We start from the raw sequence: 18,821 nt of genomic DNA, 5'->3' as shown, positions 1-18,821 counted from the left end.
TCGCAGTCGCCCTTTCGGGTTGTAGTGGAATGGCTTCGCAGTCCGGACTGGTGCCGCAGTTGGTGATCACTCCCGGGACCGTGAATTTCGCGAATGTCGTCGTCGGGCAGCGCAACACGCAGACCCTTCAGATCGCCAATGCGGGTAAAACCACGATTACAATTAGTCAAATACAGGTTTCCAACGCCAGCTTCACTGTCTCTGCGCCGGCATTGCCGGCTTCCCTGGCAGCGGGCGCTGCCCTGAATATCACCGTGGCGTTTGCTCCGCAGACCCCGGGAGGAGTATCCGCTACGCTCACGATCAGCAGTGCCGACCTACCCTCTCCGGAAACAGTTCCCTTGCAGGGAAGCGCACAGCAAGCCTCGGCTCATCTGCAACTAAGTCCATCCTCGCTGAATTTCGGAAACGAAGTCGTCCAAAACTCGACTTTGCAAAACGTCACACTGTCCAACACCGGCAACATCGATGTCACGGTAAGCGGTATCTCCGTGACTGGTACGGGGTTCGGTTATGCGGGCCTCACGCCGGGCCTTAAGCTGGCGCCACAGCAACAGATCACGTTTCAGGTTACGTTTCAACCGCCAGTCGTAGGCACCCTGAAGGGTACCCTGACGCTGGCTAGCTCCAGCATTTCGCCCTCTTTGAGCATGGCTCTCACGGGTGCTGGTATCACAGCTTCCGCCACGTCGCATTCGGTCAAGCTCAGCTGGAACGCCAGTGCAAGCACAGTCAATGGTTACTATGTCTATCGTGGTGGTTCCTTGAACGGCCCTTTTACGCGTCTCACAGCGTCCCTTCTGGCCGGCCTCTCCTATACAGATTCGACGGTGGTCTCCGGGAATAGCTACACCTACTACGTCACCGCTGTGAACGGTGCCGGGCAAGAGAGTGCGCCCTCGAACGCGACCTCCGCCATCATCCCCAACCCTTGAGTCTCCCAGTGCAACAGGCTCCTTGATTCTGCATCTCGGATTCGCGCCCCTCTAGGAATTTCCAGCACAACGCTTGCAGTCCTTGTTTGGTCCGGCCCTCGTTACACTCCTTTCTTTGGTACACTCCGGTAGCGGCGGCAGCGTGCCGCCGTCCACCCGCGCTACGCTGGCAAGACCTCGCCGGGCAGGGGTAATGTGGAATTGACGGATACACCACAAGGAAGCAACCAGCGCTGGCTGTTTTACGGTTTGTGGGTAGTCCTGTCGCTTGCGATTTTTTGGCGGCCTGGCATGCTGCTCGTCCGTCATGCGCTCGCCAACGACAACGCCTCGCACATCCTGCTGATTCCCTTCATCAGCGCATGGCTGATCTTTCAGAAGCGCCGCCAGATCTTGGAGCGGAAGTCCTGCGATTGGGGAGTTACGGCGGGTCTCTTCGCTGTGGCCGCCACCGTCTATAGCTGGACGCTGCACTCCGCTGCGCAATGGAGTCTGGGCAACTCCCTGGCGAGTTATGCCGTCGCGCTCGTCTTCTTCTGGATCGCGGGATTTGCGCTCGTCTTCGGAAGAGAAGCGCTCCAAGCTAACCGCTTTGCGATGCTCTTTCTGTTTCTATCCGTGCCCTTGCCGGATGCCTTGCTCGCACGAACCGTTTTTTTCCTGCAGAAAGGATCGGCCGAGATTGCGGGGACCCTCTTTGACCTGACGGGCGTGCCCGTCCTGCGCGAGGGATTTGTCTTTCATCTTTCGCGGGTGAACATCGAGGTAGCCAGCGAGTGCAGCGGTATCCGCTCGAGCATGGCTCTTCTCATCCTGGCGGTGCTCGTGGGCCATTTCCTTCTTCGCCCCTTCTGGAAGCAGCTCGTTTTTGTCCTCTGCGGTGTCTTCGTGATGATCGTGAAAAATGGCGTTCGAATCGTGACTCTGACCCTTCTCGCCAACTACGTGAATCCGGGATTCCTCTATGGCAATCTGCACCGCGAAGGCGGCGTCGTGTTTTTCCTGCTGGGCCTGCTCCTTCTTGTTCCGGTGCTGTGGCTACTGCAGCGCGGAGAGAAACCCAGGAGGAAAACGGCGGAAATTCCGTCAGCTTAAATTTAGAACAAGGCTTTTATTTTCAGAGAGTTGTATTAGATATGGGAGAGACAGCCGCGCGCGCCTGGCGCACACCCACTCCTGCATCCCCGGCATGCCGCTTGGAGGATAGTTCCAGAGCTTAAGTCAGGACAGTTCTTCGCGCTGCAATCCAGACCGGGAATCGGGCTATTTGTTCTCTCTTCGCCTATAGCCGTAATACCCGCCGTAGGAATCTCTATCGGAGGTGCGGTTGAGGATCGCGCCCAGCAGGTTCTTTTCGCGAAATTCCGCGATGGCCTTTTCCGCTACCTCGTAATCCGTGCTCCCCGCGCCCACCACAAACAGCACGCCATCGCAACGATCAGCCAGCATGCTGGCATCGTGTACGGGCAATGTCGGCGGCGAATCGAGAATGATCCAGTCAAAAACAGGGGTTACCAGGTCCAGCAGTTGCGCCATGCGATCGCTCAGAAGCAATTCACTGGGGTTGGACACCAGGCTGCCACCGGGAATGAAGCAGAGATTCCCCTCCGTGCCTTTCTGGATCACCGCGTATTCATCCGCTTCGCCGCGGAGAAATTCGGTTAATCCCGGAGTGCTGGGCGCACCTAACGCCTGATGCAGAGTGGGTACCCGCAAATCAGCATCGATCAGCAGTACTCGCCGTTCAGGCTGCCGCACAATGGACTGCGCAAGATTCGCAGCCACAAATGTCTTTCCTTCCCCGGCCACGCTGCTCGTTACCAGGACCCGGCGCAGCGGCTGAATACCTGCAATCTGATAGAGGCGGGAGCGCAGCGTGCGGAAATGCTCTGCAGCGATCTTTTCAACGGTCGCGCCATGAAAAACGCTCATCCGCGGATCGAAGTGCCACGTGGGGCGAGCACAACGCCTAGTGAGTTCCTCGAAACGCAGGAACGGCAAATCCGCGGCCGCGCGGAGATCCGCGGCCGCCGCCTCCGACACCGCGGCCGGGGGAACCACCGGCCGCTGTATATCGGCCCCAAGCCCGGAAAGATCCGGCACCACGCCGGTCGCCAACTGCGACGATCTTTCTTGTGCTGCCTTCTTCAGTGCTTCGTGAATCCGGCTCATCGTTTCCTCAAAGAACTGCTCCCCTGCATGTCCCGTTCAGATCTTCTTGCCCGCCGGATAGGTACTTCCGACCGTTCCGGTTATGCCTCCCGGGGCAGAAGCTGTCTCCAATCTCGGAACCAGCGCGAGAACCGGAACCTTCAAGCAGAGCTCCACATCCTGCCCGGTATACATCGCCTTGTCGCTCACCGCGATTACGAACAGGATGCCCAACCCCAGGGCTAGCCCCGCCCCCAACCCGCCACCCGCAAAATAGGTCTTCTTCGGAAAGGAAGGTTTATCCGGCAGGCTGGGCGGATCGTACACGCGAAATTGCTCGCTCTCCTGCTGGTGTTCGAGATCCGTGGCCATTGCGGATTGTTCACGCTTTTTCAGAAGATCATTGTAGAAATCCAGTGCGCTCTGATAGTTCCGCGTCAATTCCTTATACTGCTGCTCCACCATCGGGCTGGCCTGCACGCGTCCCTGCAGGATGCGGATCTGCTCCTGGATCTGTCCCTGCCGGCGGGTGAGATCGGCGATGTTCAATTCATCCTGCCGCCGTTTGGCGCGGAGTTGCTGCAGCTGGGGCGGCTCGCTGGGGGCTAGCTGCGCGGCCTTATTCTCCACATCTTTCGTCTTGGGAGTCTGGGCCATGCGCTTCTTCAATTCATCGATCTGGCTTTGGATCTTGATGACATCCGGATGCTCCGGCGTGTAGCGTGCCTGCAGAGCGGTCAGCTGTTCCTGCAGCGCGTTGAGCTGCTGTTCGGTCGTCTCTGGACTCTGTCCGGACTGCGCGGCCTTCCAGATAGCTTCCTGCTGACCAAGCAAGGACTCATTGAAGACCTTGTCCTGTTGTGCCCGGCTCAACGCCTGGGTGTTGGCTTCGAGTTGGGAGTTCATTCCCAGGAGTAGGCTGAGATTGGTCTGTTCTTCGTCAGGAAGCGAGCCCAGATATTGCCGCTTGAACTGGGCCAGCTTGGCATCCTGTGCGTCCAGCTTGGCCTTGGCTTCGTCCAATTGCCGGCTGAGGAAGGAAGTGGTCCGCGAAGCCTGCTGTTCGCGCTCCCGGGAGTTCTGCTCCAGAAACATCGAGGTGATTTCCGTGCAAATCTGTTGCGCGATCTGGGGATTATCAAAGGTGACGTTGACGTAGAAACCCGGCAATTGGCGGTTCTGCGTTCCTGGCATAGGCTCCATCGGGGGAATCGTCACCGCTGAGCGCAAGCGCTCCACAAGATCGTCCATGTGCACACGGTCGCGGTCCACGGCATACAGATCGAACTTTTCGATAATCGGCTCTAGACGTGTGCGGCTGAGAATCTGTTCCTTCATCGATGCCAGACGATGATTGAGGTCTTCGGTAACCACGGGTTTCACATAATCTGACGACACTGTCGGTTGTTCGACCAGGACCATCGTCCCCGAGGTATAGCGCTTCGGCAGCATCAGCGCGGCCGCCAGCGCAAGAACCGCGCAGCCCACGGAGGTGATAGGCAAAATCCACCAGTAGCCCCGGAGGACCCTCTTCGCATCGCCAATGCTGATTTCGCCGTTCCGGACCATCGTTACCTCGCTCCTGCCCTTCCCGAACGCCGCTCTTCAAAGAGCGGGATGAATTCCCGCTTCCAGTGCCTCTGGACATTCTACTACCGAGACACAGGTCGCTACGAGAGAGACTAAAGCACGGGCCTTGCCAAGAAAGCAAAGCTTGCCTAGACTCTGAAAATCAATCCATGTCTTTTATTATCATGAAGTAATCGGCGCAAACGTGATCGGCATAGTCAAATTCTTGCCTATCCTGCAGCTATAATCCGGCCATGAAGTGGAACTATTCTATCCACATTGTCCATTGAATTTGCCTTTTCCTGGCATTTGATCGGTATCTAGAATTCCAAAGCCTCCCTGAATCATGGCAGAAAGTCCGGTGACCAGCATTTAATGCCTTTATTATCTGTTATATACGTCTGTTTTGAGAACGAGCTGGCAATTCCTTGGTTTCAGGGTGCAAAATTGCATCTCTCAGTATTTTGAAGAGGAAAAGTTTGCGTAGCACTCTTCCTGAGGCATATGCAGCGTACGACAAAGCTAGGTCTGTTCTTAGGGCTGTTTCTTCTCGCCGGCGCACTGGGTGGTGGTTGCTCGCGGGACGTCAATACACGCAAGCAGAGGTACTTCCACCAGGGAAGCCAGGATTTTGATCGCGGCAGATACCCGGAAGCCATCATCTCTTTCTCCCGGGCCTTGCAGCTCGACCCGCGTTACGCCGAAGCGCACTACAAGATGGCACAGTGCTTTCTCCAGCAAGGCAACGCGGCAGGGGCATACCAGGAACTTCTGCGCACCGTTCATTTTCAGCCGGATAACTGGGCCGCACAACTCGATCTCGGCCAACTCCTCCTCACGGGCGGGAAGAAGCAGGAGGCCAAAGAGCAGGCCGTACTGATCCTGCGCAGCAATCCTGCGCACTTCGAAGCGCAAATTCTCCTTTCCAATGCGGATGCCGCGCTTGGAAATTTGCAGGACGCGCTGCAGGAAGCCAACGACGCGGTGCGCATGGCTCCCGAGCGTTCCCTCCCCTACCTCAATCTGGCCCTGATCGAGGAGAGGGCCGGCGCACTTCCGGACGCCGAAACACATCTTCAAAAAGCACATACACTGGAGCCAGGCTCACTTGCTCCCCTCATGGCCCTGGGGAATTTGTACGAGCGGCAGCAGCGCTGGGCGGAGGCGGAAGAACAAGTGCAATCCGCTATCACTCTCGCTCCAAAGAATGCTCTTCCCCGCGCGGCCCTGGCGGGCTTGTACGCCATGCAGGGAAAGAACGATCTCGCGGAGAAAGTTCTGGCCGATGCCAAACAGCAATTGCCGGACGATCCTGCTGCATACCGCATGCTCGGCGACTACTATCTTCGCCGGAATGATCAGGCCAAGGCCCTCGCCGAATTTGCTGCCTTGTCCGCAGCGCATCCGAAGGACCTTCCGCTCAAGAAAACGTACATCGAGCTCCTCATTTTGACCCAGCGCATCGCCGAAGCCGCGCAACTCAATGACGATATCCTCAAAAAGGAGCCGCAGGACGCGACCGCGCTCGTTCTGCGGGGGCAGATTCAGGTGCAGCAGAAAAACTTTGCCGAGGCCGTCGCCACGCTGCAGCAGGCCGTCAAGTACGCTCCGGACAATGCGGCAGGCCACTATCAGCTGGGTCTTGCATTTCAAGGCCAGGGGAATTCCAGCCAGGCAGAAAGCGAATGGCACGAAGCCGTGCGCTTGCGCCCTGACCTTTCCGAAGCCTGGCGCGCGCTGGGCTATAGCGCCATGCAGCGCCAGGATTGGAATGCGCTCGAATCGGCCGGCGATCAGCTCAGGAAGATTGCACCAGCGGCCGCCGAGGGGTATCTGTTTCATGCCACCGCAAGATTCAACGAAGGGGACGCCGCTGCGGCAGAAGCCGACTTCCACCGCCTGGTCGAGCTTGCCCCGCAGGGCGCCCTCGGCTATGTACAGCTCGGCCTGCTGCGCGCCCGGCAAAAACGCTGGAACGAAGCGGAATCGTTTTACCGCCAAGCGCTGACTCACGAACCGGACTCCCTGGAAGCGCTGCGCGGCCTCGTGGACCTCGATCTCCGCCGGAAACGGCCTGCGGATGCCATTCAGAAGATCCAAGCGCAGATCGCGCGCAGGCCGGAAAATGCGGCCCTGTATTTTCTGCTCGGCCAGGCGCAATTCACGAACAAAATGCCTGCGGAAGCCGAACAGGCGCTGGCCCGCTCTGTGCAGCTCGATTCCAGCAATTCGAATGCAGCAATTCTCCTCGCAGACGTCCAGGCGTCCCGCGGCGAGGCCGAGCAGGCCATCTCCAGCTACCAGCGGGCCCTCAAGCTGGCACCATCCAATGTGCGACTCTATGTCGCGCAAGGCAGTCTCTTCGAAGCCAAGGGCAACTGGCAGCAGGCGCAGTCGCTTTACCAAAAGGCGCTTTCGATCCAGCCAGACGACGCATTTGCGGCCAACAATCTGGCCTACCTGTTGCTGGAACACGGCGGCAACGTCAACGTCGCCCTGTCGCTCGCGCAAATCGCGCGCCGCGGCCTGCCCAGCCTGCCGAATTCCGCCGACACCCTGGGCTGGGCCTACTACCACAACGGCGCTTTTTCGCTGGCTGCGCAGCTGCTCGAAGAAGCCGTTAGGCAGGCCCCCGCCAATGCGGCCTACCGCTACCATCTCGGGTTGATCTATCAGAAACTGAACAAGCCCGGGCGGGCGCGCGCGGAATTCGAGATGGCCGTCAGCCTCGATCCAAATTCTTTCATCGCCGAGAACGCCCGCCGAGCCCTAGGACAGAGCTCCGGCAGATAACTTGGCCCGGCGAGTGATTCCGGGAAGACTTTCAGAATCCTTTCGAGAGAGGCACGCACATGGCGGCTGAACCATCCGCAACACAGAAGAGTGCAGAGGGCATCGTCTCGCTCGGCACCCGCAATGGTATCGAGCTGGCGATTCTCAAGCGTTCCGAAAAGACGCTCGGCAAGGTGATCGCCAAGCACGACTCGGCGGATCTGATTGACGGCGTGCGCATCGAGCCGCTCCAGATTTTTCCCGACGACCGCGGCTTTTTTACCGAAATCGCGCGGCTCGGCAAAGGGCTCGCCACGAATATGGTGCCGGACGCCACGCGCAAGATTCAGGTGTCGTTCACGCTGACCTACCCCGGCACCATCAAAGCCATTCACTATCATTGCGAACAGACCGATCTGTGGGCCCCTGTCATCGGCATGCTCCAGGTCTTCCTCTACGACTTGCGCCGCCAGTCGAAAACCTTTGGCTTGATTAATACGCTCTATGTCGGACGCTTTCGCCCTTGGCAAATCCTGATTCCCCCGGGGGTCGGACATGGCTACAAGGCGCTGGGCATGGACGCCATCCAGCTTCTCTATATGACCGACCGCCACTACAATCCCGCGGACGAGCTCCGCTTGCCCTACAATCATCCGGACATCGCCTATGACTGGGAAACCCAGCACAAGTAAATCCAATGCGCATTCTCATCATTGGTGCGCGGGGGATGCTCGGAACCGATCTTCTGCAGGAATGGAAGACGGACGAGGTGATTCCCGCGACCTCGCAAGACGCCGATATCCGCGATCCGCAGCAGGTGCGCAGCCTGCTTGCCCGCACACGCCCGGACTGGACCGTCCTGACAGCGGCCTATACCGATGTCGACGGGAGCGAGCGCAATCCGGAGCAGGCCTTTGCGGTGAACGCCGCCGGCGCCGAAAACGTGGCCCGCGCCGCGCAGGCATGCGGCTCGCGCCTGTTCTTCGTCAGCACCGACTATCTCTTTGACGGCACCGCGACGCGCCCCTACGAACCGGAGGATCCGATTGCGCCTCTCAACGTCTACGGACAATCCAAGGCCGCGGGGGAAAAGGCCGTGCGCGAGAACCACATCAATTGGTGCATCGCCCGCACTTCCTGGCTGTTCGGCGCATCGGGTGTGTGCTTTCCGGAAAAGATCCTGCGCGCCGCGGATTCCCGGCCGGAATTGACCGTCGTCGCCGATCAGGTAGGTTCGCCGACCTTTACCCGCGATTTGGCGCAGGCCATCCGCGACCTCGTGCGCAGCGATGCCCGCGGAACCTTGCACGTGACCAACGAAGGATCCTGCTCCTGGTTCGAATTTGCCCGCGAAATTCTCCGCCAAGCCGGCCGCGCCTCGGTCTCCGTGCTGCCCACTACGACGGCGGAAACTGCGCGCCCGGCAAGACGGCCGGCCTACTCCGTGCTTTCCCCGGCCAGCTTGCATGCCCGCGGCCTGCGCTTGCGCCACTGGCGTGACGCCCTGGCCGCTTACCTGAAAGAATTGCGGGAACAGGGTAAGCTAACTTGAGGGATCGGCTTCCCCTGGTTCGCCATTCCAGGATTTGCCGAACGCAACACAGCGCGCTGCCAGTAATCTGCGCCGGGAAGACTGGGTGCCATAGCCGGGACACGACCGATGATTGATTACTCTGAGAGACAATCTCGCTTCACCTATTGGATCCCAGCGATTCTCGCCGCCATCCTGATTTCTGTTTTCTCCACGCACTATTTCAGCGCGGAGGAGACAGGGAGCATCCTGATTCCCTTCCTGCACTGGCTCTTTCCGTGGGCCACGCGGCACACCCTGCACCTGATGCATGTCGGCATCCGCAAGCTGGCGCACGTAAGCGAATTCGGATTGTTCAGCATTCTGGTGTTTCGCGGGGTGCGCGCAGGCCGGACGGGCTGGCGCCTGAACTGGGCTCTCGCGACTCTGACCATCGCCGTCGCCTACGCCGGTCTCGACGAGTGGCACCAGTCGTTCGTGCCGCTGCGCGGAGCCCGGCCGCGCGACGTGGCCATCGATGCCACCGGGGCCCTGCTTGCACAAGTCCTGGTCTGGCTCTACGCCCTGCGCAAGTGGCGCTCCCCAGCCCCTCCCGCAGCACCGGCAGACGCAGCGCGGGAAGAAGCGTAGACCATTAAAGGCTACGGAATGACGGCCTGTGCTTCGTTGGAATAGGCGCTCTCGTTGCCGCTGGCATCTACCGCCGTCGTCACATAGTAGTAGGTCAGGGCGCTCTGAACGGTCCCATCCGTGTAGGTCAATCCGGTGACTAGCGTCGAGCTGACCTTGGCGTAAGAACTTCCGCTCACCGTGCTGCGGTACACGTTATAGCCGGAGATCGTCGAGCTGCTGGCATTCCACGTCAGGGCCACGGAATGGGCCACCGTCGGAGTCACACCCGTTCCGCTCGCGGAAATCACCGCCGGCGATCCGCTGGCATTGCTCACCACGGAGATCGTCCCGCTTACGCTTCCGGCCACGGACGGGCTGAATTGTATGGTCAGCGTTACCTTCTGCGACGGCGAAAGCGTAACCGGGACGCCCACGCCGGTTGCAGAAAAGCCTGCGCCGGACACGCTGATCTGCGAAATGGTCACGTTCGAGTTCCCGGTGTTCGCGATGCTGACGCTCTGCGAAGCCGAGCTGCCCGTGTTGACGTTGCCGAAGCTCAAGCTGGTCGGACTGACCGATAGCGTATAGGTGGCGGCAACGCCGCTGCCGCTCAGCGGAATCGAAGCCGGAGAGTTCGGCGCGTTGCTGGTCAGCGCAAGGCTTCCGCTCACGCTGCCTGCCGCCGCCGGTGCGAACAGCACCGTAAACGTGCTGGCCTGTCCTGCCGCCAGCGTGAGCGGCGTGGTCAGCCCGCTGGTGCTGAAACCACTGCCCGTCAGGGTGGCCTGGGAAATCGTCAGACTGGCGTTCCCGCTGTTCGTGATCTTTACCGTCTGGGAATTGATCATGCCCACGACGACATTGCCAAAACTGATGCTCGCCGGCAACAGACTCAGCCCGGGCTGCAGGCCGGTGCCGGATAGCGCGAGGGTCGTCGGCGAGCCCTGTGCATCGCTGATGATGGACACGCTGCCGCTCGCCGCTCCTGCCGACCCCGGCGCGTACTTCACCTGCAACGTCACGGAATTCCCCGGATTCAAAGTCGCCGGAACTGTCAGGCCGCTTACCGTAAAACCGGTCCCCGTAACGTTCACCTGCGAAATGTTGGCGGCAGCCTGCCCGGAATTGGTCAATGTCGAGGTGAGCGTGCTGCTGCCGCCCACGTTCACGTTCCCGAAATTCAGGCTGGCCGGGCTCAGCGTAAGTTGCCCCACAGACGCGGTCGTTGCCGTTCCCGAAAGCGCAATTGTCGCAGGAGACTTCGAATCATTGCTGGTGATCACAATGGACCCGGAGTTGCTCCCCGCACTCGATGGCGCGTAGGTCACGTTCATCGTGGCCGACTGCCCGGCAGAAATGGTCTTGGGCGCCGCAATTCCCGAGACGCTGAAGGACGCGCCGCTCAGCGTGAGCACCGAAATCGTAAGGTCGCTACCGCCTGTATTGCTCAGCGTAACTGGCAAACTGCTTTTCGTCCCCACGGTCACATTTCCAAAATTTACAGTTGCAGGACTGGCCTGAATCACGGCCTGCCCCCCCGCTGGATTCACCCCCTGGCCGGCCACGCCGACGCAACCGCTCAGAACCACCAGTGGCAGCAATACAGCCAGTCCCAGTAGCGCGAGCCCTTGCAGTTGACGGGTGTTCCCAGCGCGTAGATCTCTGTCCCGTTTCTCAGGACTGAACCGCCCCCGGTTCGTCATCGCTTTCCCTCCCACTGCTCGCCGTGAGCAGAGTAAGGGACCGCGAGCTGCGAAAAATACTGGTGAGACGTCCAATTAAGGGACAGCCACACTGCCTGTCCGCATGAACTGGAAGCTGTACCGGCCTAATTCTTAGGATTTTCCAATGCGTGGCGCGCGGCGCTTTTCCTGAACTTCGGAAAATTTCCGCAACTCCCGGATGTTCGCATTTGCAAGGCTTTTCACGCAGAAAAATGGCGCAAGACAGCCGTGAGAGAGTTGCCGAAGAGGGAGAAAACGGAACTGTCCTCAGGGACAGTTAGTCGCGGGAGGACTGCGAAGCGGGAGATTTTTTTTCGGGTACGTCCGCCAGGACTTCCGTGCTCCGCGCCAGCAACCCGGCATCGCGGATCTTGTAGATGAGTGCGCGGTAACTGATTTGCAGCGCCTCCGCCGTCTTCCGGCGATTCCAGCGGTTGGCTTGCAGCGTTTCCAGGATGATATTGCGCTCCATCTCCCGGGTCGCTTCCCTCGCAAGGTGCTTCAGCGGAACAGGGGCAGCCTCGGAAGACGCGCCGGACATCCGCAAACTGCGCTTGCGCGGCGGCTCTTCGGCAATCACCTCTTCGGGACCGATCAAGACATAGCGTGCCATTCCGTTGGACAATTCCCGCACGTTCCCCGGCCAATCCAACTCCCGCAGATAGGCGAGAAATTCCGCACTCAACGGAGGGGATTCTTTGGCGAACTGTTTCTCGTAAAATGCGCGGAGATAATTCGCAAGCGCCGGAATGTCGTCCTTGCGCTCGCGCAGCCGCGGCAACCACAACCGCATCCCATTGATGCGGTAGAACAGATCGGCGCGGAATATGCCCGCGGCTATCTCCCGCTCCAGATCCTTGTTCGTCGCGCACAAGATGCGCGTCTCTACGGTTCTCTCTTCGTTGTCGCCGATTCGCGTGAACCTGCCGTCCTGGAGAAAATGCAGAAGCTTGCCTTGCAGACTCAGATCCAGGTCTGCGATCTCATCCAGAAATAGCGTGCCGTTATGCGCCAGTTCTACGCGCCCGCACTTGCTGACCTGCGCCCCGGTGAACGCGCCCCGCTCGTAACCGAAAAGCTCGCTCTCGAGCAGCGTTCCGGGGATGGCCGCGCAGTTGACCTTGATGAACTGACCGTTGCGGTAGGAAGAGCGCGCGTGAATCCACCGCGCCAGCGCTTCCTTGCCCGTCCCGCCATCGCCATTGAGCAGCACGGGGATATTGGTATTGCAGATCTTTTCGGCGCGCTGCCGTACTTCGGCCATCGCCGCCGAACAGCCAAAAAGGACCTCATCCGGAGGGATCTGGCTGATCGGCTCCGCCCTGCAGCTTCTAGTTGTGGGTTCCGTAGGCATACACAGGCATCTGCCTGATCCAGAGAAGATGCACATATTCGGCCAACCGGAGGGACATGTTCGAAAACTGAAGACAAGATCCGTAATCGGCTAACGAATGCATTATCTATATGTTACAGGTGCAATGGACAAGGTGGTCCCAGTACTAATCCCGGAAAAATTGAACGAGTTGTGGGTACAGCAGAGAAAATATTTGCTCCTGATTTGGGAAGCTTTTTCTCTTTCCCCTTGCCAGGACAGCCTGGCCATTCCCGTGATAAGGCCTGAGATATCCCCAAATCGAGCGGACTCCCCAAACAGCAAGTGTGCAGAAAGGGGAAGCCCTTGCTTGTGTTGTCTCGAAGCAAAGAGAGAACTGCAGACGCCAGCAGAGAGCTGCCGGCTATAAAACGGAGTTCAGTTCTTGGAAGTTTCCCCGCGGATGATGTCGTAGCGTTCGATCACGGCCGCCACGCCCATGCGTGTATTGCCGTCTTCCAGACGTTGCTCGACGCGGATGACCTTCCCGATTGCGCGCACAAGCACTTCCGAGCCCTGGGTAACCTCAGCCGGGAGCGTGAGCGTAATGTCGAGTTCGGAACCGGCTTGGAGGTCCTGATCAATCACGAAATAGAGGCCGCGCGTGGAAATATCCCGCGTTTTGCCGCGCTGCGTCTCCGCCTTGCGCTCGGTCGGAATGCGTATGACGACCGGCAAAGTCAAATCATAGCGTCGTGCCGTACGACGTTCAGTCATCAGGCCCATCCCCAGTCCATCCCCCCGCCTCTAAGCGTGGCATCCGCTGTCCGAAGGTTCTATCAGCGTTACCCGCATTTGGCAAATTGCTTCTGCTACGAGAGGCCTATCCCCCGGTCTCTCGCGTCGTGCACTTTCCGCACTATAAGGTCCTGCCTTCGGCGTCACCGTGGATGGATCGCAGATCACAAAACTTACAAAGAGAGGTGCACGTTTCAGACCAATTCCGCAATCTTCCAATTTTCAAGTATCGCATCCAATTTAACTCACTAATTCTTAAGGTGTTTATCTTTCGCAAGCAGCGCCGCAATCTCTTTTCATGGAACTCCAAGCAAGATTACTGGCGAGCGAAGGGAAATTCCTTGCAAGCAGGCACCCTCAAATTTCCCATACCGGGACGGAACAGTAGCGTAATCCCAAGCGAGCTGGAAAGAAATAAAGTGTCGCCGTGTGCCTAAAAGGAGCAATACCCGGCGGACTGGGAAGGCTAGACGTTCCGAATCGCCGGCTCGCGCCGTGTCTCTTCCGTCGCGGCGCCACGACGGTTCCGCGGTGTGTCCAGATTGAATTGCCGCATCTTGTAGAGCAATGCCTTGTAACTGATTCCCAGCATTTTCGCCGCATCCTTGCGGCACCAGCGCGTCTTTTCCAGGGCGTTGGCAATCGCTTCCATCTCCGCTTCGTCTTTCAAGCCCCGGACCAGCGCCTTAAGCCCCTGCTCGCGGGGGGGCGGTGCTTCCACGCGCGGCGCGGTGCGCTGCCGCGCCGTGGACATCTCGACCAGCTCGCGCAGGCTGCCTTCCTCATCATCGAGAATGACGTAACGTTTCACGAAATTTTCCAGCTCCCGCAGATTGCCCGGCCACGGATAGCGCGCGGCCGCTTCCAGCAGATAGTGCGACGGCTCGATCGCGGTCTTGCCGAATTTCTCGGCGTATTTCTGGAGAAAGTGGCGGAAGAGCAGGGGAATTTCCGTCTGGCGTTCGCGCAACGGCGGCACGTTGATGGACAGCACGTTGAGGCGGTAATAGAGATCCTCGCGGAAGCGCCCGTCCTTCATGGCTTCTTGGACGTCCACATTGGTCGCGGCCAGAACGCGCACGTCCATGTCCACCACCTGACGGCCGCCCAGCCGCGAATACTGGTGATCCTGCAGAACGTGCAGAAGCTTGGCCTGCAGGTGCGTGCTCATCTCCGCAATTTCGTCGAGGAAGATGGTGCCCTTGTTGGCCAGCTCGAACTTGCCGGGCTTGGCGCGCACCGCTCCGGTAAACGCGCCCTGCTCATAGCCGAACAGTTCCGATTCCAGGAGCTCCCCCGGCAGCGCCGCGCAATTTACTTTGACGAAGGCCTGATTGCGCCGCTTGGAGCGCAGGTGGATCATGCGCGCCACCACTTCCTTGCCGACACCACTCTCCCCGCAGATGAACACTGGCACGTCCACCGGAGCAATCTGCAGGATCTGCTGGCGGATACGCACCATCTGCGGGCTGGCGGCCAGGAAGCTGAGGTCCTCGGTGAGCTGTTCGCAATATTCGCGCAGCGCTTGGTTCTCCTCGTGCAGCTGCTTCTTCTTGCGGCACTTGAGCATGGCCGCATCGAGTTCGCCCTTTTCGAAGGGCTTGGTCAGGTAATCGTGAGCTCCCAGGCGGATCGCGTCCACGACGGTGCCCACTTCGTTGGAGCAGGAGAGCATGATAACGTTCAAGGAACGGTCCACTTGCATCAGTTCCTTGAGCGTCTCGATCCCGTTCATCTCGGGCATGAGCACGTCGAGAATGATGAAGTCCGGCCGTTCGCCCGTGCTGACTTTCTCGAGCGCTTCCCTGCCCGAGCACACCGTCTCGACATGGAAGCCGTCCACCTCGAGCAGCGTCTGCAAGTATTTGCGGATGCTCGGCTCGTCGTCCACCACCAGAATTCTTTCCGCTATGCTCATAATTACTCCCTCGGGACCGCGCTACTGGCCCTGCTCTATGGGCAGGAGAAAGGTGAATGTACTGCCCTGCCGTGCTTCACTATCGACCCAGATCTTTCCCCGATGCGCCTGCACCAGCCGTTTGGCGATGGCCAGACCCAGGCCCATGCCCGACGTGTTGCGATCCACGCGCATGAAATCTTCGAATATTTCCTGATGAAATTCGGCGGCCAGCCCTGGCCCGGTATCCGAGACAGAAACTTGTACGCTGTTGGCCCGCGGCGCGCGCCCGCCGCGGCGCTCCTGAAGCGGCTTGTTGGCCGCCAGACGCCTTTCCCAGAAATGCGGCGCGGCCAGCAGCGTAACGCAGCCGCCCGGCGGCGTGTGCTTGAGCGCATTATCCAGCAAGTTGCCCGCCGCCTGTTGCACCTTCTGATAGTCAAAGCGGAACACCGGCAGCGCGGAATCGATCTGTGTTTCCAGGCGCACGCCCTTGCGTTGAAAGGCTTCCTGCCAGCGCTTGCCCAGCTCTTCCAAACAATCCTTCAGGTCGTTCTCCCGCAGCTGCAGCACCAGCCGGCCGCTTTCCAGCGCGGAATAATTGAGGAACATGGAAACCAGCCGCACCAGCCGCTCGCAGCTCTCTTTCGATTCCTCGAGAATCTCGCGCTGCTTGTCGTTCAGCCGCCCCAGAGAGCCGGTGAGCAGCAGATCGTAGTAGCCCTTGATGACTGCCAGGGGCGTCTTCAATTCGTGCGCCGCTGAACCCAAGAACACCGTTTTCTGCCGGTTTACATCCTGCAGCCGCAGATAGGCCGCCAGCAGGTTGCGGTACGTCACTTCGCGTTCCTGCAGCAGGTCCTGGATGGTCAGCACGGAGGACCCTTCCTCCACCTCCGCGGCTTCGGGTTGCGGGTCGAACTGCACGAGCAGCCAGTCCGGCTCCGGCAGCCACTGGATGCGCGCGCGGGCCTTTTTTCCCCCGCCTACCACATGCAGGTTCACTTCCCGCTCACCGCTTTCGAACTGCTCGAAAATTACCTTGGGTTCGATGCCCAGCATTTGTGAAAAAAGATCCTTGCTCGCGAGATCCACAATCCCCCGCGCTTCCAAGCATTGGCGTGCCTGCAGGGTCGCCAACACGAAGCGCCCGCTCCGCTCGATGACCAGCAGGGGCTTCTCCAGCGTATCCAGAAGCGATGTGACCAGGCCTAACGGCAGGCCTTGCGAAACACGCTCAACCGGTAATGTAGGGAGAGAGGTCATTGCAGTCTTGACCGCTTCACCGTCACGAAAACAGAGATTTTTGCGCTTTGCGCTTCAAGTGGTAAATCTTTTCCCGTCTCTGGATGCACATCGTCGCAGACGCCCGCAACAAACGTCAATGGTAAATACGTTCCATTTGCACAATATGGGAAAGGAAATGCAGTTCCCGGGGTGGTTAGTATCATGCATCTAGCATTCCCGATGCTTGGCATAGGATAATGCACTGAAAATACAATGTTTATAAATGACTCCGGAAGCGCGATTCTGGCACGAAATCTGCAAGAGTTGGTACTAGTGCCCGAGTACTAGAATGTCATTCTATATTTAGATTTCTATTGCGAAAGGCATCCTTTGAATCCTGCCGAGCGACGTCGAGCAGAGCGAATTCGTCTTCAAGTTCCCGTCTTGTTGCGCGGCACGGATGCGGCGGGGATGGAGTTCATCGAACTCACGAAGACACTCAATATCAGCGGTACTGGCGCGTGTATTGCTTGCACGCGGGCTCTGCAGATGGATCATCCTGTACAGCTAACTTTCCCTGCGCCCTCGCCTATCTCATCCAGCATGGTCCCCAGCGAAACTCCCCCGATTTCAGCACGCGTACTCCGTCAGGAAGCGGCAGGCGATGTTCGTCTTTTTGGACTGGAATTCTTGCGCCCCCTGGGATAGAAAATATTTCTCGTCGGTGCGGTTGGAGAGGAAACTTTGTTCTCAAAATGCGAAAGCTCAGGAGGTCTGCGCGGCAGGGTCATCTGACTTTGCCCGCTCTATCTGCATCATAACTAGCAAGATATTTGCAGATTGGCATAAAATTGAAGAACCCTATAGGCTACTCGGAAAACTGGTAGGATTGGACTCTGGTTTGCAGCTTCCAAGCAGTAGGTGATGTGCCCTCCCCCTGTCCCCGCAGGGAATGGCGGACGTCAGGTGGAAAACTTTAATGCCCAGCCCAGGTGGCGCGGTCGCCCCGCGCCTGACCATTGAGGACTCGTACCTCGAGCTCCTCGCCGATACACTGGAGTCGCTCGATCTGCCCGCACGCGGGCAGTTTCTGCAGCGCTACTTCCGCACGACTACGCACCTCGAACTTCGCGAAAGCCAGTGCCTGCAGCTCTGGGAAGAAGCGCTCAAGAGCCGCCGCCAGTTCTCCGAACATCTCGGACGGCCCGTTTCTCTGAAGACCGCGCTCATGGAAGCGCTCTCCACGGCCGGACTGATCCGCGTGCCGGTGGTCATCGAATACGACGAGCTGAAAAAACTGCAGCTCAACGCCGTGACCGATCCCCTCACCGGACTTTACAACCGCCGGCTGTTCAGCGAATCGCTGGAAAAAGAGATGACCCGGGCCAAGCGCTACGAGCATCCCGTGACGCTGGTGATCCTGGATCTGCATCGCTTCAAGGAAGTGAACGATATGCACGGCCATCCCAAGGGGGATGAGGTGCTGCGCGCCGCGGCCGCCACCCTGCGCAAAGCCATGCGCTCGTCGGACTCCGCCTTCCGCATCGGCGGCGATGAATTCGCCCTGATTCTTCCGCAGACGGACGCAGCTCAGGCGCTGGCGCTGAGCCGCCGCATCGAGACCGTTTTCGCGGAGGCTGTCCGCCCTCTGCAGTTGAGCGTGCGCGTGAGCATGGATCACGGCATCTCCACCTGTCCGCAGGACGGCGATCAGGGCGACGTCCTGATTCGCGTGGCCGATGAACGGCTCTACCAGCTGAAGCACGCCAACCATTTGCGCGGCGCAACCGCCGAGGCGCAACCCGCAGCGGCGGTCCACGAGCGGCCCGCACCGGAACGCGCTGCGCCCGCGCCGAAAACCATTTCCATCGAATCGAAGAAAGCGGCGGAAAAGACGGAAGCGCCGTTCGTCACAGAACTTCCAATTCCAGACATTTCGGCGGCGGGCATTCCGGCCGCAGGCCCCGGAGCTGCGGCCCCGGCGCTCAGTTACAGCATGCAGCGCAAAGGCGAGCGCGTGACCATGGCCGGCACCAATGCCTACGCCGTACTGGGCGAACAAGGCGGGCGCCGCGCACGCGTTCTCGACCTGGGTTTTGGCGGCGTCGCCCTCGAGCTCGATTCCCCCGAAGAGCTGCCCCCGAACGTCTTCGCCATCCTGCATGTGCCGATTCTGCCCCCGGTGCGCGTGAATCTGCGAGCCGTTTGGTCCGCGCGCAGTCCCGAAGGCAACGTTCGCGTTGGCTGCTGCTTCGTCTCCTGACCCCAGCCCTGCGCTGCACTTCCCTTCGTT

General features: G+C 59.3%; 15 protein-coding genes. 8 read left to right on the top strand and 7 right to left on the bottom strand.

The window, feature by feature from the left end; translation table 11 throughout:
- Positions 1–29 precede the first annotated feature (29 nt).
- Together LAN61_03110 and LAN61_03105 are read left to right on the top strand one after the other, a co-directional pair.
- A complete protein-coding gene (locus LAN61_03110; GenBank protein MBZ5539491.1) occupies positions 30–935 on the top strand; it encodes a choice-of-anchor D domain-containing protein in 906 nt (301 codons plus the stop codon).
- Positions 936–1,226: 291 nt separating this feature from the next.
- Positions 1,227–2,030, top strand: coding sequence for an exosortase/archaeosortase family protein (locus LAN61_03105; GenBank protein MBZ5539490.1), 804 nt, complete (start codon positions 1,227–1,229; stop codon positions 2,028–2,030).
- A gap of 168 nt (positions 2,031–2,198) precedes the next feature.
- Here LAN61_03105 and LAN61_03100 read toward each other — a convergent pair whose 3' ends face one another.
- The gene (locus LAN61_03100; protein ID MBZ5539489.1) at positions 2,199–3,107 is read right to left on the bottom strand and encodes a CpsD/CapB family tyrosine-protein kinase; all 909 of its coding nucleotides are present in this window, start codon (positions 3,105–3,107) and stop codon (positions 2,199–2,201) included.
- A 36-nt stretch (positions 3,108–3,143) separates the two neighbouring features.
- Positions 3,144–4,655, bottom strand: coding sequence for a lipopolysaccharide biosynthesis protein (locus LAN61_03095; GenBank protein ID MBZ5539488.1), 1,512 nt, complete (start codon positions 4,653–4,655; stop codon positions 3,144–3,146).
- A gap of 504 nt (positions 4,656–5,159) precedes the next feature.
- Between LAN61_03095 and LAN61_03090 the strand changes: the two genes are divergently transcribed.
- The 4 genes from LAN61_03090 (at position 5,160) to LAN61_03075 (ending at position 9,588) form a co-directional block, all read left to right on the top strand.
- Entirely contained in the window at positions 5,160–7,448 is a 2,289-nt protein-coding gene (locus LAN61_03090) for a tetratricopeptide repeat protein (GenBank protein ID MBZ5539487.1), read from the top strand.
- Positions 7,449–7,507: 59 nt separating this feature from the next.
- Positions 7,508–8,119, top strand: a complete 612-nt coding sequence (locus tag LAN61_03085; GenBank protein MBZ5539486.1) for a dTDP-4-dehydrorhamnose 3,5-epimerase family protein — start codon at positions 7,508–7,510, stop codon at positions 8,117–8,119.
- A 5-nt stretch (positions 8,120–8,124) separates the two neighbouring features.
- Positions 8,125–8,979, top strand: coding sequence for a dTDP-4-dehydrorhamnose reductase (gene rfbD / locus LAN61_03080; protein ID MBZ5539485.1), 855 nt, complete (start codon positions 8,125–8,127; stop codon positions 8,977–8,979).
- 108 nt (positions 8,980–9,087) lie between these two features.
- On the top strand, positions 9,088–9,588 hold the full coding sequence (locus tag LAN61_03075; GenBank protein ID MBZ5539484.1) for a VanZ family protein: 501 nt from the start codon (positions 9,088–9,090) through the stop codon (positions 9,586–9,588).
- Positions 9,589–9,599: 11 nt separating this feature from the next.
- Here LAN61_03075 and LAN61_03070 read toward each other — a convergent pair whose 3' ends face one another.
- From LAN61_03070 to LAN61_03050, 5 genes are all read right to left on the bottom strand, one after another.
- A complete protein-coding gene (locus tag LAN61_03070) occupies positions 9,600–11,171 on the bottom strand; it encodes a choice-of-anchor D domain-containing protein (GenBank protein MBZ5539483.1) in 1,572 nt (523 codons plus the stop codon).
- Positions 11,172–11,571: 400 nt separating this feature from the next.
- On the bottom strand, positions 11,572–12,558 hold the full coding sequence (locus tag LAN61_03065) for a sigma-54 dependent transcriptional regulator (GenBank protein MBZ5539482.1): 987 nt from the start codon (positions 12,556–12,558) through the stop codon (positions 11,572–11,574).
- A 486-nt stretch (positions 12,559–13,044) separates the two neighbouring features.
- A complete protein-coding gene (locus LAN61_03060) occupies positions 13,045–13,383 on the bottom strand; it encodes a PilZ domain-containing protein (GenBank protein ID MBZ5539481.1) in 339 nt (112 codons plus the stop codon).
- A 487-nt stretch (positions 13,384–13,870) separates the two neighbouring features.
- Positions 13,871–15,322, bottom strand: coding sequence for a sigma-54 dependent transcriptional regulator (locus tag LAN61_03055; GenBank protein ID MBZ5539480.1), 1,452 nt, complete (start codon positions 15,320–15,322; stop codon positions 13,871–13,873).
- A gap of 21 nt (positions 15,323–15,343) precedes the next feature.
- Positions 15,344–16,567 carry a HAMP domain-containing histidine kinase gene (locus LAN61_03050; GenBank protein ID MBZ5539479.1) on the bottom strand — a complete coding sequence of 408 codons (1,224 nt, stop codon included), beginning with the start codon at positions 16,565–16,567 and terminating at the stop codon, positions 15,344–15,346.
- 351 nt (positions 16,568–16,918) lie between these two features.
- Between LAN61_03050 and LAN61_03045 the strand changes: the two genes are divergently transcribed.
- Entirely contained in the window at positions 16,919–17,236 is a 318-nt protein-coding gene (locus LAN61_03045; GenBank protein MBZ5539478.1) for a PilZ domain-containing protein, read from the top strand.
- Between the two features lie 271 nt (positions 17,237–17,507).
- Positions 17,508–18,791, top strand: a complete 1,284-nt coding sequence (locus LAN61_03040) for a GGDEF domain-containing protein (GenBank protein ID MBZ5539477.1) — start codon at positions 17,508–17,510, stop codon at positions 18,789–18,791.
- Positions 18,792–18,821 lie beyond the last annotated feature (30 nt).

The organism is Terriglobia bacterium (assembly GCA_020072785.1).
Lineage (GTDB): Bacteria > Acidobacteriota > Terriglobia > Acidiferrales > UBA7541 > Acidiferrum.
The sequence above is the reverse complement of the archived record's forward strand: the minus strand, read 5'-3'. Positions and strand labels throughout refer to the sequence as shown.